Genomic DNA, 20,794 nt, shown 5'->3' on the forward strand with positions numbered 1-20,794 from the left:
TACACCGCGTACGCAACACCTGACGGAGCTCCAACTAAGGGGTGCCGCGGGGCCGCTCGCTCCGGCCCATCTGGGCGAGTCAACACTGAACATCCCGTTCGAGATGGCCGACGGGGTGCTGGCCGAGACCGGCAGGACACAGCAGCGGATACGGGAGACATCAGCGCGACCAAGGGGATGCTTGTGGGCGGCGGAAGCCTCAGCCGCACGTGCTTGAAGTGCCGCAGCTTCATCAAGGTCGACCGGGACGGCCGTGTGGTCAAAATGAGCAGATGAAACGCAAGCTCTTTTGAAGAGGTGCTTCGTCGACTCTGATGACATAGGTCACGGAGTACTTGATGTGATCGTTCTCGACCGGGCCTTCCACGTGCAGGGGATCAAATCCACTCGATCCCCATAGATCTTCGCCCTTCGGCCACTCCTTGCGTATAGAAGGCCCGGCGGGCACGTCAGCCCAGGTCACGCCTTTGCGAAGTACGTACACGATGCCCGTGAGAGCGACACGGTCATCGACCGGCCTTCCGGCCCGGGAACCGGACCCCCAACTCATCGACGACGGAACAGGTTCGGTGGGGTCGGTAGTTTCCCCAAGAGCTTTTGCGAGCATCGCGCACGACCGCGTCGCTGGCTCCCGCGCCCCGGTGCCGAGCTGGGCGAATAACCGATCACCCGGTCGTCCACGCTCAATTTCCCTGCAGGAGTCCCGGGTTGTGCGCAACAGGCCAAGACGGTGTGTGAACCAGCCCCTAGGCGGAACGGCGAGGTTTCGGTACGCATCCTCCAGTGGCATGATCGATTGACTGTTCGAGGCGACGGACTGGAGGGGGAACAGGTTGTCTTTCGAGGAGGAGTGGGCCCAGTTGAAGGCCGATGCCTTGGCGCGTCAGCAGACCGGCATGCAGATCGACCAACTGCCGGCAGACGGAGGCGGCGGGGCCGTCGCCCCGGCTACCGGCTCACTGGTCGCCAAGGCCGAGTCGATCGATGGCAACGCGAATCTGCTGATCGAGATCGCGGGCTTTCTCCATGAGGGTCGGCCCGATGCCGAACTGACCACCATGGCCCGGGAACCCCGAACGCCCGAGGACGTGGCCAAGCAGGTGGCGCGCTTTGCCGGATTCGCCGATGACCAGTACCTGGATGCCGTCGCCTTGTTCGCGGCGCTGTCCTCTCGCCTGAGGACGACCGGCAGCGACTTCGTGAAGATCGAGGACGACACGGCTCGACACTTCCTGGACAACGTTCTGAAGTACGGTCAGTACGTCGCCCCGGAGGCGCGGTGAGCAGCGGCATCAGTCACCGCAAGGACGTCGAGTTCTTGGAAGACTGCAACCCGCCCCTCGTCGAGCGGAACGCGGACGAGTTCAAGCGCCTGCACGACATGCTCGTGGCGGTCGATCCTTCCGCCGAGCGCGCCGAGAAGCACACGCAGTGGAAGAGCGAGGGCAGTCAGCACTACGAAGCCCGGCTGTCCGAGGGGCGCAAGCTGATCGCGCAGCTCGCAGAAGGTTATGACAAGGCGTCCAGCGCTCTGCGCAGCTACGCGTTCGCGCTGGAGGTCGCCAAGGCCCACTACTCCAACGGCAAGGCGAACGAACAGTTGCTCGCGGAGCTGATCCACACCAAGGGCACAGCGATCACCCGCGACGCCCAGGAGGCGGAGCCGATGCGCCAGTGGGAGGACATGCGTGCCACTACCGGTGTCATGGACTTCTTCGCCGAGCTGACCATGGACGTGGACGACATCCGCGAGGACGCGAACCGACTGCACGACGCTGCCGGTGGGGACTTCGACCTCGCGAAGACCACGGAGCACGAGGCGCGGGAGATCTGCGTCCACGAGCTCAAGCAGGCCTACGACCTGCTGCCTGATTTCCGCATGGGCTTCATCCAACGTGTCGACATCGTCTCGGCGATCTCGGAACTGCGGCGAGAGGCGGCAGAGGCGAGCACGAACCCGTTGACGCGACTGCCCGGCAGCGGTCCCAAGCAGGACTACTCCCCCATCGCCGGCGACGACATCGTCTCCCCGACCCTGCGGGACATCCGCCTGCAGGTCGCCAACCTTCCTGGTGCGACGGACAATTACTGGAGTCCGCCGTCCAACGCGCAGGAGCGGGCAGACTGGATCGCGGCGAACAAGGAGATCATCAAGGCTGCGGCACGGAATTCGGGATTGCCTCCGGACATGGTCGCCGGTATCGCGTGGCAGGAGATCGGCGGACAGCCCGGCATCCTGGACGACATGACCGACACCATCCGCGAACAGGCGGACTCTCCCTTGAGCCCGATCGCTCCCGAGAGCCTGCCGTGGCGGCTCGGTGGTGACCCGGACAACACATCGATGGGCCCTATCGCCATTCAGGTGCGACGTGGCGCCGAGGTTCTCGGTTACGACCCCGAGCATCTCACCGACCAGCAGCGCGGCATGGTGGAAACAGCCCTGCAGGACCCAGCGCAGAACATGTTCATCGCCTCGGAGTACCTGGCCCAACTCAAGGCGGAGAGCGAGTTCGCCGATGTGCCGGCCGAGGAGATGACACCGGCCCAGTACCAGGAACTCGCCGCGCGTTACAACGGCGGGCCGTACTGGGAGACCGACGACGCCCAGGCATACGGGCGTGGTTTCGCGAACAATCTGGACGAGGCAAGGAACGCACTGCGCTGATGACCAGCCCTTCCCACGTGGACGACGACCGCGGTTGCCTCCGTCTGGTCCTAGCTGTACCCCTCACCCTGCTCACCCTCATCGCCACGTACTTCTGCTGGACCGCGTTGACCATCACTCCGTCCGGCACCTGGGACGACGACGCGTACGCCGGGATCGTTCTGTCGTGCGTCCTCACCATCGCGTCCGCCGGTGCCGCGGCGGTGCTGTGGCTGGTGCCTTCGGTGCGGAGGACCATGCCGTGGTGGTGGATACTTCCTGCTCTGCTATTGGGCGTGGTCGCGGGAGCACGATGGGCCGTGAGCGGTTAGGCCCACGGCCAAAGGCGCACGCCGGCTGCTCCGGCGACTCCAGGCCGCCGCTCCACGGCAATCTCAACCGGTGTGCCGGGCGCATCTGCTTCCGGCTCGTCCCCGAGGAGAAGGCCATCCGCATCGCGCACATCGGCCGGCATCTCGGAGGCCGGTTTCCCGGACCTTCGGAGCTGAGCGGTGGACCGTTCACGGCGGCTTCGGGACGGACGGCTGAGGCGGAAGCATCACGTCTCCGGTGCGCTTGAGCCGCTGCCAGGGCAGACGGTATCCGTTGATCGCGGTGAGGCACGCCTGGATGAGGACCAGATACATCAACTGGCGGTAGACCAACTGCTGCAGGGGAAGCGCCCACAGGGGCCGGAGCCTCTCACCGTCGAGATGGAACGCGTAGAGGGCACAGAGCGCCTGCACCACGAGCACGGCGGTCCAGGCCAGCATCGTGCCGAGCCGGTTCTGGAACACCAGACCGTAGAGGGTCAGGATGTCGATCAGTGGGGCGAGGACAGGGGTGAGAAGCCCGGGCGCGTACCCGTTGACTTCGAGGTTCGCCTCACCGCCGACGACGTGCCGCTCCGGGTCGCGGTGTCCGGCAGCCGCGCGGAACGCGTACCGCTGCCTTTCTTCCGGGAACCGCCCGGGGATGCCGAGTCCGGCCGGGGGCTGATGCTCGTCGCCGCGCTGGCCGACCGGTGGGGCACCGTCCCACGGGCGGCCGGGCCACGGGGCTGGCGCTGGGAAGGCAAAGTCGCAGGTGGCGGCAGACGAGTCGGGCTGTACGCCGGGTTCTGTCGCCCGATCGCCTCGCGGCGGTCGGGGAGACGGCCATCCATCTAGGGCCGGTGTTGCCACCGGCCTCGTGCGGTCTACCCGCGGACTCGGGCGGGCAGCCCTCGGTCGTCCGCGCAGAAACACCGGGGTGTTTCCTTTTGACCTTGCTCCGGGTGGGGTTTACCTAGCTGCCCAGGTCACCCTGGGCACTGGTGGTCTCTTACACCACCGTTTCACCCTTACCGAGGACCGAGGTCCCCGGCGGTTTGCTTTCTGTGGCACTGTCCCGCGGGTCACCCCGGGTGGCCGTTAGCCACCACCCTGCCCTGTGGAGCCCGGACGTTCCTCGGGAAGCCCCCTAGGGGGACTCCACGCGGCCGTCCGCCCGGCTCGTCTGCCGTGTCGACCATGTTACCGGGCCGCCGTCCCTGCTCGGTCCCGCCGCCGTCGCCAGGACCGAGCCCGCCAGGATCAGGGTGAAGGCGACCGCTATGCCTGCCGTCAGCGGTTCGTCGAGGAACACCGCTCCCGCCGCTACCGCCACCGCCGGGTTGACGTATGTGAAGACCGTCGCGCGGGTCGGGCCGACCTCCTTGATCAGTTCCAGGAAGGCGACGAAGGCCAGTGCGGTGCAGATCGCGCCGAGGGTGATGAGGGCGGTCAGGACCGACGGGGAGGGGAGGGTGGACGGCCAGGCCGCTGCCGCCGCCGGTGTGTAGACCAGCGCCGCCAGGGCCAGGCACGGTGCCGTCAGCTGGAGTGTGGGGACGTCCTTCAGGTAGCGGGCCGCGATCAACGGCGCCGTGGCGTAGCCCAGTACCGTCAGCAGCACCTCGCCCAGGGAGCGGGCGTCCCCGCCGGTCAGGTGGGGGACGGTCAGGACTCCTACGCCCGCCAGTCCCAGCGCCAGACCCGTCGCCCGCCGTACGCCCAGCCGTTCCGTGTCGCCGAAGAAGCGGGCCAGGACTATGCCGACGATCGGGACGCCCGCGATCAGCAGGCCGGCCGTGGAGCTGGAGAGGTGGCGTTCGGCGTCGGTGAGGGTGAACCAGGGGCCGACGATCTCGATGCAGGCGAAGGCCAGCATGGGCAGCCAGTGCGCGCGGACGGTTCGGATCAGGCCGCCCTGGCGTATCGCGAAGGGGAGGAGGAGCGCGGCGCCGAGCGTACAGCGCGTGAACACCACCATGGACGGGGAGAGCTGGGCGTCCACCGCCACCTTGATCAGCAGGTAGGGGATGCCCCAGATCACGCCCATGAGGGAGAAGAGGAACCAGCCGCGTGCAGTCATGCGGCGAGTCTCGGCCGGGTCAGGGCCTGACGTCTTGAACGCTGTTGCGGTACGCCGCCGGCGTCACCCCGAGCACGCGGCGGAACCAGCGGGTCAGGTGTGCCTGGTCCGCGAAGCCGACCATCGTGGCCACCTCCGCCGGGCGCAGGCCGGACTCCAGCAAGCTCCGGGCCCGGTTCACCCGGTGCTGGGCCAGCCAGGCGTACGGGGGTATTCCCACTGTCGTACGGAAGGCTCGGAGGAGTTGGTAGCGGGAGAGGCCCAGGTCGGACGCGAGGGTGGCCAGGGAGGGGGGTTCGAGGAGTTCGTCTGCCAGGCGGTCTCGTACGGCCTTTGCGATGTGGTTCGCTCCGGGGATCTCGTCCGTCGTCGGGCGGGCCGTGGAGTGGCGGCGGGCCAGCGCTGTGAGCAGCCAGGGGAGGCGGGACTCGGCCTCCAGGGGGTCGGGGCAGGTGTTGAGGTCGGTGTGGGTGCGGAGGATCTCGGCGGCGAGTTCGGGGTCGTCTATCAGGGGCTCGCGGAAGTGCGGGACACGGTCGCCGAGGGTGCCGTCGGTGAGGAGGGCGGGGGCTGCGTACAGGGCGCGGTAGGCGTAGCCGTCCGTCGCGTTGGCGGGGCCGCCCGTGTGTACCTCGCCGGGGGCCAGTACGACGATGGAGCCCGGCCCGGGGCGGATGTGGCCGCCTCGGTAGGCGATCACCTCGGAGCCGGCCACGCAGACGCCGATGGTGAACTCGTCGTGGGCGTGTGGGGCGTAGACGTGCTTGTCGAAGCGGGCGGTGAGCAGGTCGAGCGGAGGGCCGCAACGGCCGAGCCTCGCCCTGGTCCACAAGGCCTGCTCTCGTGTCCGATCGCGTTCGCTCACCTGGTGCTCACCCCCGCCTCCAGGGGATCAGAGGAATTCCGACGTGTCCAGGCCGAAGGCGAAGGGCTCAGGGAGGGTGATCGGCTTGCCGAAGGGGCGGGTGTGGTGCTCGCGGTAGTCGTCCTTCACCGGGTCCATGAACAGCGTGGTCGCCGAAGCTTCGCGGTCGACCAGCAGGTAGAGGGGGATGCCTGCTCGGGCGTAGCAGCGGCGCTTGGCTTCCCGGTCCACGTGCGGGTACAGGAAGGTCACCTCGACGACCAGGGTGACCCCGTCCGGGGGCATCCAGGGAGCCGCTCCGCGGAAGAGTTGTGCGGCATCGGGGCAGAGGACGTTGTCCGGGATCACGTGATCGTCGGGGTGGGCGCTCCGGCTCGGCAGCTTCAGCCCCTTGTTCCCGGAGAAATCCATCCTGGTCCCGGACTTCTTGACGACCTGCCGGATGATCTCGCTGAGGCAGTGCTCGTGGAAACCGTCGGGCGGCGGCGTCACAAGGATCTGCCCGTCCAGCAGTTGTGCGCGGAAGCCCTCGGGGGGCTCCAGCTGCAGAAACCCCTCCAGCACCACCTCTCCCGCCTGCCTCAGCTTCTCGTCGGTCAGGTCCGGCACAGCGCGCCCCCTTCGTCGGTCGGAGGCCAGATTGCGGCATCCAGAGGCGGCGATGCCCGTGGCGCCGATGCCCTTCCCTCCATCGTGCGAGCGGCATCCGTCCGCTTGACCCTGCCGCGACGTCAACCTCTCTACTGGTCCCATGAGGATCGGAGAACTAGCCGCGGCCGTCGGGGTGACCACGCGGGCTGTGCGGCACTACCACCATCTGGGGCTGTTGCCGGAGCCGGAGCGGCGGGCGAACGGGTATCGGGAGTACGCGCTCCGGCACGCCGTCGTCCTTGCCCGGATCCGGCGGCTGACGGAGCTCGGTCTGGGCCTCGCCGAGGTGCGGGACGTGCTCGTGGATGATGCCGGGAAGGAGCTCGTCGAGGTGCTGAGTGAGCTCGACGCGGATCTGGCGCGGCAGGAGGCGGCGATACGGGAGCGGCGGGAGCGGCTGCGGGTGCTGCTGGAGGCGGAGGAGTTGCCCGCCGAGGGGCCCGTGTCGGCGGAGCTCGCCGCGCTGTTCGCGGAGACGGCTCATCTGTCCGACTCGCCCATGGCCGTCAAGGACCGGGAGATCCTCGCGCTCCTAGACACCGCCGCGGGCCCGGAGGACCGGGAGCGGATGACCAGCATGCTCAGCGGCGCGTTCGGGACGCCGGAGGCGGCGGCTCGGGCGCAGGAGGCGTACGGGCTGCTGGATGCGCTCGCGGATGCGGAGCCTGATGATCCGCGGGTGACGGAGGCGGCCTCGGTCCTGGCCTCGCTCATCCCCCGCGACATGCTCCCGGAACACGACATCGACCACGAGCACGCCTTCCTGCGTGCCCTGTACGCGGACTTCGCCCCGGCGCAGGCGGAGGCTTTTCACCGGGCGCTGCGGATGCTCGTGGAGGGAGCGTCGTGAGGGTGGGGTACGTGCTGCTCCGGCACGAGTTACGGCTGTTCGCCGGCCTCGCGTTGTGGGTGGCCCGGCGGCGGCACGGGGTCGGTGGTGGGCGGGCGTTCGGGTATGCGCGGGGGCAGGGGGCGGTGATGTTCGGGCTCGCGTTCGTGTGCGTGGTCGAGACGTTCACGATGTCCGTGTTGCTGCGGGACTGGCCGACCGTGCACGCGGTCGTGTTGTTCCTGGACGTGTACACCGTGCTGTTCGTGGTCGGTCTGCACGCGGGCTCCGTCGTTCGCCCGCACGTTCTCGACGACGGCGCGCTGAGGGTTCGCTGTGGTGGCCATGTCGACGTGCGCGTACCGCTCGCGAACGTGGCGTCCGTACGGCGTGAGCTTCGCATTTCTCACTCGCGGACCGACGGTGAGCTCGACGTCGCCGTCGGCTCGCAGACCTCCCTCACCCTTGAGCTCGCCGAGCCTGTCCCCCACCTCACCTTCCTCGGGCGGCGACGGGACGTGAGGCTCATACGGCTCCACGCCGACGACGCCGACGAACTCGTACGGGCCCTGAGGGACGCCCTCCCGCACGCCCTCCCGCATGCCCTCACGCAGGCGCGAAGCGAACCGTCGCCGCTGTCGGGTCGGCCCGGGTGAGGCGTACCTGGAGGCGCTCGCCCAGGGGGAGGCGGTCGCCGTCGATGCGGCCGATGACCGCGGGGGACGCGAGCTGGACCGTGCCGACGGTCGGGCGGCGTTCCTCGACGTCCACCACGCAGCCGTCGAAGACCTCGCCCACACGGTCCCTGAGGAGCGCGGCCTCGACGATGTCGACGCAGGCCCGCTCGACGGTCGCCGCGCGGCGACCGCCCTCGGCCATCTCACCGGGGAGGGCGTCGAGGGCGGTGAGCACCCATTCGGGTGGGGCCGATCGGCTGCCGGCGGCCGCCAGGCAGATCTCGGTGGCGTAGCGGTCGGCGAGGCGGCGCAGGGGGGCCGTGCAGTGGGTGTAGGGGGCGGCCACTGCGGCGTGGGTCGTGAGGGCGGGGAGCCTGCCGTCGCGGAAGACGGTGTAGCCGGCGCCGCGCAGGAGGGTCGTGCACTCCTGGAGGAAGGCCGCGTGGTGCGGGTGGTGCGGGTCGAGGGAGCGGACCAGCTGGGCGTACGAGACGTGGTGCGGCCAGTCGATGTGCAGGGCGCGGGCGGTACGGCGGAGGCGGCCGACTGCACCGCCCGGGGCGGCGGGGAGGGTGCGCAGGACTCCGGTGCCGTAGGCGAGCATCAGGTTGGCGGCCGCCATGCCGGTGAGCAGGGAGATCTGGGCGTTCCAGGCCTCGGTGAGGAGGGGTGCGCGGTAGCCGAGGTCGTAGGTGTGGTCCCGCTCGGTGATCTCCTGCTCGGGCACGTTCAGTGAGATGCCTCCCCGCTCCATCTCCAGCCGCTCCCGTGCCTGCCCGATCTCCTTGAGCAGCGCCATTGGCTCCTCGGCCGTGCCGTCGTCGAGCTGTTTCTGTACGGCCTCGTAGTCGAGCCTGGCCCGGCTGCGGACGAGGGCCCGGCGGACGTCGACGGCGAGCGTACGGCCGTCCTCGTCCAGGTCGATCGTCCACAGCGCGGCCGGGTGGGGCAGGCCGGGGAGCAGGCTCGCGGCGTCCTCGCCGAGCACGGGCGGGTGCAGCGGGATCTTCTCGTCCGGGAAGTAGAGGGTGGTGACCCGGCGGTGGGCCTCCGCGTCGAGCGCTCCGCCGGGTACGACGAAGGCGGCGACGTCGGCGATGGCGTACCGGACGCGGTAGCCGGTGCCCTGCCGGGCCAGGTACAGGGCCTGGTCGAGGTCGGTGGCGGTGGGTGGGTCGACGGTGAAGAAGGGGATGTCGGTGGCGTCGTACGGCGGCGGGTCGGCGGATCCTGGGGACTGCGCCGCGCGGGCCGCCTCCGCCAGGGCCTCGGCCGGGAAGGCCTCCGGTACGCCCAGTCGGGCACGCAGTGCGGTGAGGGCGGCCCGGAGGGGGGTTTCTGGGGCGCCGGCCCGGAGGGGGGTTTCTGGGGCGCCGGCCCGGAGGGGGGTTTCTGGGGCGCCGGTCACGCGGATGTGGCGGCGGGGCATGCAACGAGCGTAGGGCCGGGGTGGCGGGGCGGCACGCCGTACGCTGTCGCAGAGCTCAACCGAAGGAGTCCCATCGTGCTCGTCCTGCTGCCGCCCTCCGAAGGCAAGGCCTCGTCCGGCCGTGGCGCCCCGCTCAAGTTGGAGTCGCTGTCGTTGCCGGAGCTGTCCGGGGCCCGCGAGGCCGTGCTGAGCGAGCTGGTCGAGCTGTGTGCGGGTGACGAGGACAAGGCGCGCGAGGTGCTCGGGCTGAGCGAGGGGCTGCGCGGCGAGGTCGGGAAGAACGCGGAGTTGCGCACGGCCGGGGCGCGGCCCGCCGGGGAGATCTACACCGGGGTGCTCTACGACGCCCTCGACCTGGCCTCCCTCGACGCGGCCGCCAAGAGGCGCGCGAGCCGGTCCCTGCTGGTGTTCTCGGGGTTGTGGGGTGCGGTCCGGGTGACGGACCGGATTCCGTCGTACCGCTGCTCGATGGGCGTGAAGCTGCCGGGGCTGGGGGCGCTGGGTGCGTACTGGCGTACGCCGATGGCGGCGGCGCTGCCCGAGGTGGCCGGGGGCGGGCTGGTGCTGGACCTGCGGTCGTCGGCGTATGCGGCGGCCTGGAAGCCGAAGGGCGAGGTCGCGGGGCGCACCGCGACCGTGCGGGTGCTGCACGCGCCGACCCGGAAGGTCGTCAGCCACTTCAACAAGGCGACGAAGGGGAGGATCGTCCGCAGTCTGCTGTCGGCCGGGATTGCGCCCAAGGGGCCGGCGGAGCTGGTGGAGGTCCTGCGCGGTCTGGGGTACGTCGTGGAGGTGGAGCCGCCTGCGAAGGCCGGGACGGCGTGGACGTTGGATGTGCTGGTGGACGAGATCCACTGATCTCACCACCCCGTTGCTGTTGCAGCATGCGCAATGCGCTTTGCGCATGCTGCTGCCCCCGGGCACGATGAGGCCATGCCCGCCTCACCACTGCCCACCTCACCGCTGCCCGCCTCCGTGCTGGACCTCGCCCCTGTCGTCCCCGTCGTGGTCGTGCAGGACGCCGCCGACGCCGTGCCCCTGGCCAGGGCCCTCGTCGCGGGCGGGCTGCCGGCGATCGAGGTGACCTTGCGTACGCCTGCCGCGCTCGACGCGATCCGGGCGATCGCCGTGGACGTGCCGGAGGCGGTGGTCGGGGCCGGGACCGTGATCACGCCGGAGCAGGTGGACGCGTCGGTTGCGGCCGGGGCGCGGTTCCTGGTCAGCCCGGGCTGGACGGACGTACTGCTGGAGGCGATGCGGGCGTCGGGGGTGCCGTTCCTGCCGGGGGTGTCCACGGCCTCTGAGGTGGTGGCGTTGCTGGAGCGCGGGGTGCGGGAGATGAAGTTCTTCCCGGCGCAAGCCGCGGGTGGCACCGCCTACCTGAAGTCGCTGGCGGGGCCGCTGCCGCAGGCCCGCTTCTGCCCGACCGGCGGGATCGACGCGGCGTCGGCGCCGGAGTATCTGGCGCTGCCCAACGTCGGCTGTGTGGGCGGGAGTTGGATGCTGCCCGCGGACGCCGTGGCGGCGCGGGACTGGGGCCGGGTCGAGGCGCTGAGCCGGGAAGCGGCGGCGCTCGGCGTGGGTGCTGTGGTTCGGTGACTCAGCGCAGGTGCGACGTGTCGTTGAACAGGCGGACGCTCGCGTTGCCGTCCGCGTAGTACGCCACCGCCGAGAGCGCGGCCGCCGACAGCTCCATGCGGAACAGGGATTCGGGCGGGGCGCCCAGGGCGAGCCGGACGAAGGTCTTGATCGGGGTGACGTGGCTGACGAGCAGGACCGTGCGGCCCGCGTACGCCGCGACCAGCTTGTCGCGGGTGGCCGCGATCCGGGTGGCGGTCGCCGCGAAGCTCTCACCGCCGCCGGTCGGTTCGGCCTCCGGGTCGGCGAGCCAGGCGTTCAGGTCGTCCGGGTAGCGCTCGCGGACCTCGCCGAAGGTGAGGCCCTCCCAGGCACCGAAGTCGGTCTCCCGCAGCCCGTCGTCGACGGTCACCTCCAGGCCGAGGCGCGCGGCGACAATGCCGGCGGTCTCGCGGGTGCGGGCGAGGGGGGAGGCGAGGATGTGCTGGATCGTGCCGCGCCGGGCGAGCGCCGCGCCGGCCCGCTCCGCCTGCTCCCGTCCGACTTCGGAGAGGGACGGGTCGGTCCCGCCGCTGCCGGAGAACCGCTTCTGCGGGGTCAGGGGCGTCTCACCGTGCCGCAGCAGTACGAAGGTGGCGGGGGCTCCCATGTCGGCGGGGGCCCAGCCGGGGCTGACCACGGCACGAGCGGCGCGGACGTCGGCGTCTTCCTTGGCGGCGGTCGTGGCACCCGAGGGTGCAGCCGCCGGAACGGAGGTGGCACCCGAGGGCGCAGCCGCCGGAACGGACGAGGCGGAAGGAGGTGACGCGGCCGCTGCGTCCAGTTCGGCCGTCGACGTCGACGGCTCCCACCGTTCGCCCCGCTTGCCCGCGTCCATCGCCTCGTTGGCCAGGCGGTCCGCGTGCTTGTTCTGCTCGCGCGGGATCCACTCGTAGGTGACCTGCTCGGGCGGGAGGACGCGGGCGGCCTCCGTCGCCAGGGGCTTCATGTCCGGGTGCTTAATCTTCCAGCGGCCCGACATCTGCTCGATGACGAGCTTGGAGTCCATGCGGACGTGGACCCTGGCGGAGGGGTCCAGTTCGCGGGCCGCGTACAGACCGGCCAGGAGGCCGCGGTACTCGGCCACGTTGTTCGTGGCGATGCCGATGTACTCGGCACGCTCGACGAGCGTCTGCCCGGTCGCCGCGTCGATCACGACGGATCCGTAGCCCGCGGGCCCCGGGTTGCCCCGTGACCCGCCGTCGGCCTCGACGATGAACTCCCGCACGACCAAAGCCCCTTACTCGACGACCGTGCCCTACAGCCCGGACTCGCCCGTACGCACCAGGATGCGGCGGCAGTTCTCGCAGCGGACCACCGTGTCGGGGGTGGCCTTGCGGATGTCGTTGATGTCGGTGATCGACAGTTCCTGGCGGCAGCCCTGGCAGGTGCGCTGGTACAGCCGGGCCGCGCCGATGCCGCCCTGCTGCTCGCGCAGCTTGTCGTAGAGCTTGAGGAGGTCCGCCGGGACGGAGGCGGCGATGACCTCGCGCTCCTTCGTCACCGAGGCCACCTCGCCGTCGATCTCCTCGAAGGACGCTTCCCGGCGCCCGGTCGCGTCGTCGATCTTCCCCTGGAAGGCGCCGACCCGCTCGGTCAGCTCCGCGACCCGCTCCTGGGCGGACTCCCGGCGCTCCATGACCTCCAGGACGACGTCCTCGAGGTCGCCCTGCCGCTTGGCGAGGGAGGTGATCTCGCGCTGGAGGTTCTCCAGGTCCTTGGGCGAGGTGACGGCGCCGGAGTCGAGGCGCTGCTGGTCGCGGGCGGCGCGCTGGCGGACCTGGTCGACGTCCTGCTCGGCCTTGGTCTGCTCGCGGGCGGTGTCGCTCTCCTCGGTCTGCGCGGCCACGAGCAGGTCGCGCAGCTGCGTCAGGTCCTTGGTCAGCGACTCGATCTCGGCGTGCTCGGGCAGCGACCTCCGCCTGTGGGCGAGCTGCTGGAGGCGGACGTCGAGGGCCTGGACGTCGAGGAGGCGGATCTGGTCGGCGGGCGCGGCGTTCAGTTGGGGGCTCCCAGTGGGTCAGAAGAGGTGCTGGAGGCCGCGTGGGCGGTCCAGGGGTCGGTGACCGTACCCGAGACGTGGACACGAAGGCCCCATCCGTGACGGTCGGAGATCTCGTCGAGCTGGGCAGCGGCCAGCTCGCACCAGGGCCACTCGGTGGCCCAGTGCGCCGCGTCGAGCAGCGCGAGGGGACTGTGGGCGCGATCCGCCAAGAACTCGGAGGCCGGGTGGTGGCGCAGGTCCGCGGTGAGGAAGGCGTCGACGCCGGCCGCGCGGACGTGGTCGAAGAGGCTGTCGCCGGAGCCGCCGCTGACGGCGACCGTGCGGACGACCGCGTCGGGGTCGCCGGCGACCCGGATGCCCTGCGCGGTGGCGGGCAGCCGCTCGGCGGCCCGGGCGGCGAACTCACGGACGGTGACGGGGTGGTCCAGCGCGCAGACCCGGCCCAGGCCGCGGCGGCCGTCGGGGTCGGTCGGGTCCGGCACGAGCGGGCGTACGACACGGAGGTCCAGGGCGCCTGCCAAGGCATCGCTCACCCCGGGGTCGGCCGTGTCCGCGTTGGTGTGGGCCACGTGCAGCGCGATGTCGTTCTTGATGAGGGTGTGCACCACGCGGCCCTTGAAGGTGTCGGCCGCGACCGTCGTCGTCCCGCGCAGATAGAGCGGGTGGTGGGTGACGAGCAGGTCGGCGCCGAGTTTCACCGCCTCGTCGACGATCTCCTGGACGGGGTCGACGGCGAACAGGACCCGGGTGACCTCCTGGTCGGGGTCGCCCGCGACGGTTCCGACCGCGTCCCAGGACTCGGCCCGCTCGGCGGGCCACAGGTTGTCCAGCGCGGCGATGACTTCAGACAGACGGGGCACGGGGAAAAGGCTACCTGGCCGTTCTGTGCGAACACACCGCTCCCGGGCGCGAACGTCCCGGTCAGCACATCCGCCCCGGTCGGCTCAGGCGAATCGCTTCTCCACCACCCTTATGTGTGAAGCGTCCTGTTCCCGATCCCCCGCCTGTGCGTGCGAAAACTAGCCTTCGTCGCCGAGAGTGACCGGAGGTGACCGAACGATGACAGCCTGTGCCATCGAACCCGCCACTGAGGACGAGGACGACCGGACGCCGCAGGCGGGATGCGTGATCACGGTGGACGGCGGCTACGCCGCGCGCCTCGCGCGGGGCGCCGGTGCCGACACCTGGTTCCCCGAGCGCTGGACGCTCGACGGCCCCGAGCCGTACGCCGTCCCCCTGCCCGGCAACCAGCCCGAGGAGCCCGGCACCGAGGTGCAGCCGATGGGGGACGGGCGCGTCCTCATCCGCCGGTTCGTCGACGGACGGCACGCGTTCTCGCTCCTCTACCCCACCGGCCCCGGCACCGGCGTGCTCCCGCTGGGCACGGTCGAGTGCCCGGACGACGTCACCCGGCTGCGGCTGCTGCCTCCGGCGCCGGGTGGCGACCGGGCCTACGCGATCGCCGCGGGCCGGCACTCCACGGCGGTGTGGCTGGTGGCGGGCGGCGCGTTCGGGCCCGAACACCTGGCGGAGATCCCCGGGCACTGTTCGGGCGGGGCGTGGCTGGACCGCACGGGACGGATGCTGGCGCTGGACCGGAAGGTCGGCGGCCGCACCAAGGCGGTCGTGGTGGACCTGGAGCGGGGCGGCGAGGTGTCGCCGCTGCTCCAGATCGCCGCCGACAGCGACGACCGGGTGCTGCTCGCCGACCCCGACAGCGGGCTGCTCCTCATCACCTCGGACGCGCCCTCGCCCGGGCAGCGGCGGCTGGGCTGGGGCGTGCTGGGCAGCTCGCTGCCGGTGCGTTTCCCGGAGTGCCTGCGGGTGCCCGACTGCACGGTCACGCCGTTCGCGATCCAGCCGGGGCAGGTTCTGACGCCGGAGGGCTGCGCGGTGGCGCTGCGGGTCGACGGGGCGTTCGGCACCTCGCTCGCGGTGTGGCGCCCGGCCGAGCGGCAGCTGCATCATCTCCGGGCGCCGGCGGGGTGGTTGACGGGGGCGGGGCTGTGGACGGCGGAGGGGGTGCTGCGGTTGCCGTACTCGACGCGGGAAGTGCGGTGCGGGGTGGCGGAGTTGGTGGTTCCGGTGGCGGTGGTCCCGCCTTCCGCGTCTACGGCGGTTGAGGCTTCCACGCCGGCGTCGGATCCCGCGCCGGCCGGGTCCGTCGAGGGCGTTCCGGCATCGGCATTGGCATCAGCATTGGCATCGACACCGACATCGGTACCGGCGTCGGCATCGGCTGAACCGGAGGATCCGGAACCGGTTGTTGCCCGGCCCGTGCCGTTGCAGGAGGCTCCGTTGGGACGCCTTGTAACGAACTAGTGCCGGTCGGCGTGTGCGACTGGATTCGGCCCGAGGTGTGCCGGTTAGACTCGCCCGGCTGTAAGAAAGATCATGTTGACGGGGTGAATTCTTCCGATGAACGACGCCAGCACGACCCAGCCGCTGCCGACCGAGGTCAAGGGGGGCCAGGAGCCCACCGGGCACGGCAAGCACCGGGGGCCGGTCTCGGCCCAGGACAGCGAGGCGGCCCCCCGCGGCCGTCACCGCAAGCCGGCGGGGCAACCCGCCGAAACGGCTGCCTGACAGTACGTCAGCCGAGGCCCGGGCGCTTCCGGGTACGCGCCACACGGCCCCGCTCGTCTCCGGACGGGCGGGGCCGTTGCCGTGCCCGTCCGGATGGGCGGGCGGGCGAGGGCCGTTGCCGTGCCGGTCCGGACGGGCGGGTGGGGGCCGTTGCCGTGCCTCACGACCGCGTGGCGCTCACCCCCTCTTCAACGCCAGCACCTCCGCCGCCGCGAACGTCTCCCCCGGCGGCCGGTCCGCGTAGTGCGGGGTGAGCAGGGTGTCCAACTCGTCGTACGTGAAGGTGTCCTGCTTGCTGTCGAACTTCGCCTGGACACGCGGCCGGTCCACGACGGCGACCATGCCACCGTGGACGACGAGCAGTTGGCCGTTGATCCGTTCGGCGGCGGGTGAGGCGAGGTAGCCGACGAGGGGGGCGACGTGCTCGGGGGCGAGCGGGTCCGGGCCCTCGGTGGGCTGCTCGATCCGGGCGAAGACGTCCTCGGTCATCCGGGTGCGGGCGCGCGGGCAGATGACGTTGGTGGTGACGCCGTACTTGGCGAGGGCGAGGGCCGTGGAGGTGGTCAGCCCGACGATTCCGCCTTTGGCGGCCGCGTAGTTGGGCTGTCCCGCCGAGCCGGCCAGGAACGCCTCCGACGAGGTGTTCACGATCCGCCCGTACACCGGCGCGCCCGCCGCCTTGGACCGCTCACGCCAGTGCGCGGCCGCGAACCGGGTCGTGTTGAAGTGGCCCTTGAGGTGGACCCGGATCACCGCGTCCCACTCCTCCTCGGAGAGGGAGAAGACCATACGGTCGCGCAGGATGCCCGCGTTGTTGACCAGGATGTCCAGCTTGCCGTACTCGGCGATCGCCAACTCGACCAGTTCGCGGGCCTGTTGGAAGTCGCCCACGTCCCCGGTGTGGGCGAGCGCGGTGCCGCCCGTCGCGCGGATCTCGGCGGCGACCTCCTCGGCGGGGCCGGCGGAGGCCGCGCCGGAGCCGTCCCGGCCGCCCTGCCCGTAGTCGTTGACGACGACGGCCGCACCGAGCCTGGCGAGTTCCAGCGCCTCCGCCCGGCCGAGTCCGCGTCCGGCGCCGGTGACGATCGCGGTGAGTCCCTGGAGTGGCAGTGACATGAAGGCCCCCGTGGCTAGATCTCGACGCAGGTACGCAGCGCGGTTCCGGTGCGCATCTGGTCGAGGGCCTCGTTGATCTCGGCGAGCGGCACCCGGTGCGTGATGAGGCCGTCGAGGTCGACGCGGCCCGCCCGCCACAGGGCGATGGTGCGCTCGTAGGAGCGCAGGACGTCGCCGCCGCCGTACATCGAGGGCAGGATCCGCTTCTCGTCGAAGAACAGCTCGAACATGTTGAGCTGGAGGTGGTCGTCCATGGCACCCGCGCCGACGACGACGAGGGTGCCGCCGCGCCGGGTCGTCTCGTACGCCGTCCGCGCGGTGGCCGACTTGCCGACGACCTCGAAGACGTAGTCGAAGCCCTCGCCGCCGGTGACGCGTTGCTTGGCGTCGGCCAGCTCGTCCGGCGAAACGGCCTGCGTGGCACCGAACTTGAGGGCCGCCTCGCGGCGGGCGGGGACCGGGTCGACGGCGACGATCTCGGCGGCGCCCCGCAGCCGCGCGCCCTGGATGGCGGAGACGCCGACGCCTCCGCAGCCGATGACGGCGACCGACGAACCGGCCTCCACATCGGCGGTGTTGAGGGCGGCGCCCAGTCCGGTGGTGACCCCGCAGCCGATGAGGGCAGCGATGTCGAAGGGCACGTCGCCGGGGATCGGCACCGCGCAGCCCGCGTCCACGACGACCTCCTCGGCGAAGGTGCCGGTGCCCGCGAAGCCGAAGAGGTCCCCGCCGGGGCGGCGGAAGTTGGGCGTGCCCGCGTTCATGAACCCGGCCAGGCACAGCTCGCTCTGCCCGCGCTTGCAGGCGGGACACGCGCCGCAGGCCGGGAGCCAGCACACCACCACCCGGTCGCCCGCCTTGAGGTGGGTGACTCCCTCGCCGACCTCGAGGATCTCGCCCGCGCCCTCGTGGCCGGGTACGAACGGCGCCGGCTGTGGCAGCACCCCGGTCATCGCCGACAGGTCCGAGTGGCACAGCCCCGTGGCCCGTACCCGGATCCGCACCCTGCCGGGGCCGAAGCCCACCGTCTCGACGTCGTCGAGGACCTCCAGCTTCTCCTGGCCTATCTCCTGCAGTACGGCTGCGCGCATGATGCGGCTCCCCTCGACGTGGGCTGACTCAGGGCTGTTCGGATCGACGGCGGGCTGGGGCAAGAGGGTGCGACCGGGCAGTGGCCGGCTCAGGTGTGTTCGACGACGGTGTCCGCGAGGACGGGTGCGTCGTCCCGCTCCACGGCCGTCACGGCGACACGGACCGTCCCGGTCTGCCGCCACATGCGGACGCGCAGCGTCTCGCCCGGGTACACGACCCCGGCGAAGCGCGTCGCGTAGGAGCGGACGCGGGTGACGTCGCCGTCGAGCAGCGTGTCGACGACCGCCTTGAGGGTCATGCCGTATGTGCACAGGCCGTGCAGGATGGGCCGGTCGAAGCCCGCGCGCTTGGCGAACTCGGGGTCGGCGTGCAGCGGGTTCCAGTCGCCGGAGAGGCGGTAGAGCAGGGCCTGGTCGTCGCGGACCGGGCGTTCGACGACGCGGTCCGGCTCACCGGCCGGTGGCTCCAGGCGTGCCGACGGTCCCCGGTCGCCGCCCCAGCCGCCTTCTCCCCGTACGAAGATCTGCGCGTCGCTGGTCCACAACGGGCCGTCGGCGTCGGCGACTTCGGTGCGCATGACGAGGACGGCCGCCTTGCCCTTGTCGTACACGGCGGCGATCCCGCCGGTCGCGGTGGCGGCGCCCCGGACCGGGAGGGGGCGGTGGACGGTCAGGGACTGGCCGCCGTGCAGGACGTGGGCGAGGTCGACGTCGACGCCGGGCACGGACAGTCCGCTGATCACGCCGGGTGAGCCGGAGCCCGCGACGGTGGCGAAGCTGGGCAGGACGTGCAGCCGGGACTCCAGGGTGTAGCGCAGTTCGTCGGGGTCGGTGGCGGGGCTGCCCGCGCCGATACCGAGGTGGTAGAGCTGGACGTCCTTGTGGTCCCAGGAGAGCGCGCCGGAGCGGGGCTCGGCTGCGAGCGCCTTGGCTGCGTCGATGGGCATGGGGCTCCTGAGGTCGGCGGTCGCTGTCGGTCACTGGTGGAGGAGACCCCGGCGCGGTCGTCCGCACCGTCGGCCGCACCGAGGTCGTTCGCGGGGCCGCGGAAAGCGCCGGATCTAGAACGCGTTTCAGTACGGCGACCCTCTGTATAGCCCAGGCACCTGCACATGTGAAGTCTCCTGACGGTATGTCAGAAGTGCGCATGTCAGAAGTACCGGCACCCCTGACATTTGTCACACGAATCTCCGGACGGACGCATCTGACGGGCGGCCCCACCGGATCCGTAGCGTCGACGCCATGACAAAGACCGAACGGGCCGTCTCCTTCAGGGGCACGGTCAAGGCCTACGGCGACGTCCGCGCCGTCGACGGCGTCGATCTGGAGATCGGGCACGGCGAGACGGTCGCGCTGCTGGGCCGCAACGGTGCGGGCAAGTCGACGACGATCTCGCTGCTGCTCGGGCTCACCGAGCCGGAGGCGGGCACGGTGGAACTGTTCGGCGCGCCCCCGGAGGTGTCCGTGCGCGCGGGCCGGGTCGGCGCCATGCTCCAGGAGGCACGGGCGGTGCCCCGCGTCACCGTCGGCGAGCTGGTCGCCTTCGTCGCCGGCCGTTACCCGGCCCCGCTGCCCGTCGCACGCGCCCTGGATCTGGCCGGGATCGCGGAGTTGGCGGGGCGGCGCGTGGACCGGCTGTCCGGCGGCCAGACCCAGCGGGTCCGCTTCGCGGTCGCCCTCGCCGGCGACCCCGCGCTGCTCGTCCTGGACGAGCCCACGGCCGCCCTGGACGTCGAGGCACGGCACGCCTTCTGGGAGGCGATGCGGGCCTACGCCCGGCGTGGCCACACCGTCCTGTTCTCCACCCACTACCTGGAGGAGGCCGACGCCTACGCCGACCGGGTCCTCGTCCTGGACCGCGGCCGGATCGTCGCCGACGGCACGGGCGAGGAGCTGCGCCGCTCGGCGGGCGGCAACCTGGTCTCCTTCGACCTGGCGGGCCGTGACCCGGCGGACCTGGCCCTCCTGCCCGGCGTACGGTCCGTGGAGGTGTCCGGGGACCGGGCACGGCTGCGCACGGACGACTCGGACGCCACGGTGGTCGCCCTGGCCCGCCTGAACGCGATCCGCGCCCTCGAGGTCGCCCCGGCGTCCCTCGACTACGCCTTCCTGAACCTCACCTCCCGGCAGCGGGAGACCACGCGGGAGTCGGTGCGATGAAGGACTACGTGCGCCTGGAGGTGCGCCGGACGCTGCGCGACCCCGGGTTCGTGATCGGCGGGATCGCGATGCCGGTGCTGATGTACCTGCTGTTCACCAACCTGGGCGACGACCAGGGCGACTGGCGGACCGGCGCGATGGTCGGCATGGCCGCGTACGGCGCCGTCGGCTCGGCCCTCAACACCGGTGGCGGGGTCGCCGAGGACCGGGCGGTCGGGTGGCTGCGGCAGCTGAGGGTCACGCCGATGAGCCCGCGCGAGGTCGTCGTCGGGCGGGCGCTGACCGGTTCGGTGACCGTGCTCCCGGCGATCGTCGCGGTGCTCGCGGCGGGCGGCCTGCTCAACGGTGTACGGCTGGCGGCCTGGCAGTGGGCGGCGGTCGCGCTGCTGCTGTGGCTGGGCTCCTTCCCCTTCACCCTGCTCGGCCTCGGCAACGGCTACCGGCTGACCGGCCCCGCCACGGGCGTGGCGAACATGATGTGCGGCCTGGGCCTGTCCGTCCTCGGCGGTCTGTGGTTCCCCGTCGCCCTCTTCCCGGGCTGGCTGCGCGCGGTGTCGTCGTACACACCCACCAACCGGTTCGCGCAGCTGGGCGGTTCGGTGGCGCAGGGCCACGCCCCGACGGCGGGCGCCGTGCTGGTCCTCACCGCCTGGCTGCTGGTGTTCGGTTCGTACGCTGTGCTGTCGTACCGCCGCGTCGGTACGACCGTCTGATCGAGGGGGGCAGA

At 71.3% G+C, this 20,794-nt stretch carries 21 protein-coding genes, 1 other RNA gene and 1 pseudogene; 11 read left to right on the top strand and 12 right to left on the bottom strand.

What is annotated here, in order from left to right:
* Nucleotides 1–833: 833 nt before the first annotated feature.
* From ACGFNV_RS27585 to ACGFNV_RS27595, 3 genes are read left to right on the top strand one after another with little or no spacing between them, the layout of a single operon-like run.
* Nucleotides 834–1,283, top strand: coding sequence for a hypothetical protein (locus ACGFNV_RS27585; protein WP_393625816.1), 450 nt, complete (start codon nt 834–836; stop codon nt 1,281–1,283).
* On the top strand, nt 1,280–2,668 hold the full coding sequence (locus ACGFNV_RS27590; protein ID WP_393625818.1) for a hypothetical protein: 1,389 nt from the start codon (nt 1,280–1,282) through the stop codon (nt 2,666–2,668). The genes ACGFNV_RS27585 and ACGFNV_RS27590 overlap by 4 nt, the downstream gene beginning before the upstream one ends.
* Nucleotides 2,668–2,979, top strand: a complete 312-nt coding sequence (locus tag ACGFNV_RS27595) for a hypothetical protein (RefSeq protein ID WP_393625820.1) — start codon at nt 2,668–2,670, stop codon at nt 2,977–2,979. The genes ACGFNV_RS27590 and ACGFNV_RS27595 overlap by 1 nt, the downstream gene beginning before the upstream one ends.
* A gap of 189 nt (nt 2,980–3,168) precedes the next feature.
* Here ACGFNV_RS27595 and ACGFNV_RS27600 read toward each other — a convergent pair whose 3' ends face one another.
* The 5 genes and pseudogenes from ACGFNV_RS27600 to ACGFNV_RS27620 all read right to left on the bottom strand — a co-directional run bounded on the left by ACGFNV_RS27600 (nt 3,169) and on the right by ACGFNV_RS27620 (nt 6,515).
* Entirely contained in the window at nt 3,169–3,444 is a 276-nt protein-coding gene (locus ACGFNV_RS27600; RefSeq protein WP_393625822.1) for a hypothetical protein, read from the bottom strand.
* Nucleotides 3,445–3,740: 296 nt separating this feature from the next.
* Nucleotides 3,741–4,143, bottom strand: an RNA gene (rnpB, locus tag ACGFNV_RS27605) — RNase P RNA component class A.
* A 115-nt stretch (nt 4,144–4,258) separates the two neighbouring features.
* Nucleotides 4,259–5,041: pseudogene (locus ACGFNV_RS27610) on the bottom strand (DMT family transporter); the annotation flags it as partial.
* 19 nt (nt 5,042–5,060) lie between these two features.
* Nucleotides 5,061–5,906: a helix-turn-helix domain-containing protein gene (locus tag ACGFNV_RS27615; RefSeq protein ID WP_393625824.1), complete on the bottom strand. Its 846-nt coding sequence runs from the start codon at nt 5,904–5,906 to the stop codon at nt 5,061–5,063.
* 27 nt (nt 5,907–5,933) lie between these two features.
* Nucleotides 5,934–6,515 (bottom strand): Uma2 family endonuclease, encoded by a 582-nt coding sequence (locus ACGFNV_RS27620; RefSeq protein WP_393625826.1) that lies wholly within the window; start codon nt 6,513–6,515, stop codon nt 5,934–5,936.
* A gap of 142 nt (nt 6,516–6,657) precedes the next feature.
* Between ACGFNV_RS27620 and ACGFNV_RS27625 the strand changes: the two genes are divergently transcribed.
* Both ACGFNV_RS27625 and ACGFNV_RS27630 read left to right on the top strand, forming a co-directional pair.
* Nucleotides 6,658–7,407, top strand: a complete 750-nt coding sequence (locus tag ACGFNV_RS27625) for a MerR family transcriptional regulator (RefSeq protein WP_393625828.1) — start codon at nt 6,658–6,660, stop codon at nt 7,405–7,407.
* On the top strand, nt 7,404–8,042 hold the full coding sequence (locus ACGFNV_RS27630) for a hypothetical protein (RefSeq protein WP_393625830.1): 639 nt from the start codon (nt 7,404–7,406) through the stop codon (nt 8,040–8,042). The genes ACGFNV_RS27625 and ACGFNV_RS27630 overlap by 4 nt, the downstream gene beginning before the upstream one ends.
* Here ACGFNV_RS27630 and ACGFNV_RS27635 read toward each other — a convergent pair.
* On the bottom strand, nt 7,993–9,492 hold the full coding sequence (locus tag ACGFNV_RS27635; RefSeq protein ID WP_393625832.1) for an RNB domain-containing ribonuclease: 1,500 nt from the start codon (nt 9,490–9,492) through the stop codon (nt 7,993–7,995). The genes ACGFNV_RS27630 and ACGFNV_RS27635 overlap by 50 nt on opposite strands.
* A gap of 75 nt (nt 9,493–9,567) precedes the next feature.
* Between ACGFNV_RS27635 and yaaA the strand changes: the two genes are divergently transcribed.
* Both yaaA and eda read left to right on the top strand, forming a co-directional pair.
* Nucleotides 9,568–10,350 carry a peroxide stress protein YaaA gene (yaaA, locus tag ACGFNV_RS27640; protein ID WP_393625834.1) on the top strand — a complete coding sequence of 261 codons (783 nt, stop codon included), beginning with the start codon at nt 9,568–9,570 and terminating at the stop codon, nt 10,348–10,350.
* A 75-nt stretch (nt 10,351–10,425) separates the two neighbouring features.
* Nucleotides 10,426–11,091, top strand: coding sequence for a bifunctional 4-hydroxy-2-oxoglutarate aldolase/2-dehydro-3-deoxy-phosphogluconate aldolase (gene eda, locus ACGFNV_RS27645; protein ID WP_393625836.1), 666 nt, complete (start codon nt 10,426–10,428; stop codon nt 11,089–11,091).
* A gap of 1 nt (nt 11,092) precedes the next feature.
* Here eda and ACGFNV_RS27650 read toward each other — a convergent pair whose 3' ends face one another.
* Genes ACGFNV_RS27650 through ACGFNV_RS27660 form a run of 3 tightly spaced genes read right to left on the bottom strand, consistent with a single transcriptional unit; the run spans nt 11,093 to nt 13,974 of the window.
* A complete protein-coding gene (locus ACGFNV_RS27650; RefSeq protein WP_393625837.1) occupies nt 11,093–12,337 on the bottom strand; it encodes a bifunctional RNase H/acid phosphatase in 1,245 nt (414 codons plus the stop codon).
* Between the two features lie 30 nt (nt 12,338–12,367).
* Complete coding sequence (locus tag ACGFNV_RS27655) at nt 12,368–13,111, bottom strand: zinc ribbon domain-containing protein (RefSeq protein ID WP_393626399.1); 744 nt, start codon at nt 13,109–13,111, stop codon at nt 12,368–12,370.
* Nucleotides 13,108–13,974: a Nif3-like dinuclear metal center hexameric protein gene (locus ACGFNV_RS27660; RefSeq protein WP_393625839.1), complete on the bottom strand. Its 867-nt coding sequence runs from the start codon at nt 13,972–13,974 to the stop codon at nt 13,108–13,110. The genes ACGFNV_RS27655 and ACGFNV_RS27660 overlap by 4 nt, the downstream gene beginning before the upstream one ends.
* A 199-nt stretch (nt 13,975–14,173) precedes the next feature.
* Here ACGFNV_RS27660 and ACGFNV_RS27665 point away from each other — a divergent pair, with 199 nt between their 5' ends.
* The gene (locus tag ACGFNV_RS27665; RefSeq protein ID WP_393625841.1) at nt 14,174–15,436 is read left to right on the top strand and encodes a hypothetical protein; all 1,263 of its coding nucleotides are present in this window, start codon (nt 14,174–14,176) and stop codon (nt 15,434–15,436) included.
* 96 nt (nt 15,437–15,532) lie between these two features.
* The gene (locus ACGFNV_RS27670; protein ID WP_393625843.1) at nt 15,533–15,700 is read left to right on the top strand and encodes a hypothetical protein; all 168 of its coding nucleotides are present in this window, start codon (nt 15,533–15,535) and stop codon (nt 15,698–15,700) included.
* Between the two features lie 177 nt (nt 15,701–15,877).
* Here the strand turns inward: ACGFNV_RS27670 and ACGFNV_RS27675 are convergent, their stop codons facing one another.
* From ACGFNV_RS27675 to ACGFNV_RS27685, 3 genes are all read right to left on the bottom strand, one after another.
* Nucleotides 15,878–16,816, bottom strand: coding sequence for a 3-oxoacyl-ACP reductase (locus tag ACGFNV_RS27675; RefSeq protein WP_393625845.1), 939 nt, complete (start codon nt 16,814–16,816; stop codon nt 15,878–15,880).
* Nucleotides 16,817–16,830: 14 nt separating this feature from the next.
* Nucleotides 16,831–17,907, bottom strand: a complete 1,077-nt coding sequence (locus ACGFNV_RS27680; protein WP_393625847.1) for a Zn-dependent alcohol dehydrogenase — start codon at nt 17,905–17,907, stop codon at nt 16,831–16,833.
* Between the two features lie 89 nt (nt 17,908–17,996).
* Entirely contained in the window at nt 17,997–18,854 is an 858-nt protein-coding gene (locus tag ACGFNV_RS27685; protein ID WP_393625848.1) for a MaoC/PaaZ C-terminal domain-containing protein, read from the bottom strand.
* A 295-nt stretch (nt 18,855–19,149) separates the two neighbouring features.
* Between ACGFNV_RS27685 and ACGFNV_RS27690 the strand changes: the two genes are divergently transcribed.
* Both ACGFNV_RS27690 and ACGFNV_RS27695 read left to right on the top strand, forming a co-directional pair.
* Entirely contained in the window at nt 19,150–20,067 is a 918-nt protein-coding gene (locus tag ACGFNV_RS27690; RefSeq protein WP_393625850.1) for an ATP-binding cassette domain-containing protein, read from the top strand.
* Nucleotides 20,064–20,780, top strand: coding sequence for an ABC transporter permease (locus tag ACGFNV_RS27695; protein WP_393625852.1), 717 nt, complete (start codon nt 20,064–20,066; stop codon nt 20,778–20,780). The genes ACGFNV_RS27690 and ACGFNV_RS27695 overlap by 4 nt, the downstream gene beginning before the upstream one ends.
* The last annotated feature ends 14 nt before the right edge of the window (nt 20,781–20,794 follow it).

This window comes from Streptomyces sp. NPDC048751 (assembly GCF_043198595.1).
Classification (GTDB): domain Bacteria; phylum Actinomycetota; class Actinomycetes; order Streptomycetales; family Streptomycetaceae; genus Streptomyces.

Excerpts from the sequence above, each read along its gene's own strand:
- ACGFNV_RS27595 (WP_393625820.1), top strand. The coding sequence starts at position 2,668 with ATGACCAGCCCTTCCCACGTGGACGACGACCGCGGTTGCCTCCGTCTG.
- ACGFNV_RS27625 (WP_393625828.1), top strand. The coding sequence starts at position 6,658 with ATGAGGATCGGAGAACTAGCCGCGGCCGTCGGGGTGACCACGCGGGCT.
- ACGFNV_RS27635 (WP_393625832.1), bottom strand. The coding sequence starts at position 9,492 with ATGCCCCGCCGCCACATCCGCGTGACCGGCGCCCCAGAAACCCCCCTC.
- eda (WP_393625836.1), top strand. The coding sequence starts at position 10,426 with ATGCCCGCCTCACCACTGCCCACCTCACCGCTGCCCGCCTCCGTGCTG.
- ACGFNV_RS27665 (WP_393625841.1), top strand. The coding sequence starts at position 14,174 with ATGACAGCCTGTGCCATCGAACCCGCCACTGAGGACGAGGACGACCGG.
- ACGFNV_RS27670 (WP_393625843.1), top strand. The coding sequence starts at position 15,533 with ATGAACGACGCCAGCACGACCCAGCCGCTGCCGACCGAGGTCAAGGGG.
- ACGFNV_RS27675 (WP_393625845.1), bottom strand. The coding sequence starts at position 16,816 with ATGTCACTGCCACTCCAGGGACTCACCGCGATCGTCACCGGCGCCGGA.
- ACGFNV_RS27680 (WP_393625847.1), bottom strand. The coding sequence starts at position 17,907 with ATGCGCGCAGCCGTACTGCAGGAGATAGGCCAGGAGAAGCTGGAGGTC.
- ACGFNV_RS27685 (WP_393625848.1), bottom strand. The coding sequence starts at position 18,854 with ATGCCCATCGACGCAGCCAAGGCGCTCGCAGCCGAGCCCCGCTCCGGC.
- ACGFNV_RS27690 (WP_393625850.1), top strand. The coding sequence starts at position 19,150 with ATGACAAAGACCGAACGGGCCGTCTCCTTCAGGGGCACGGTCAAGGCC.
- ACGFNV_RS27695 (WP_393625852.1), top strand. The coding sequence starts at position 20,064 with ATGAAGGACTACGTGCGCCTGGAGGTGCGCCGGACGCTGCGCGACCCC.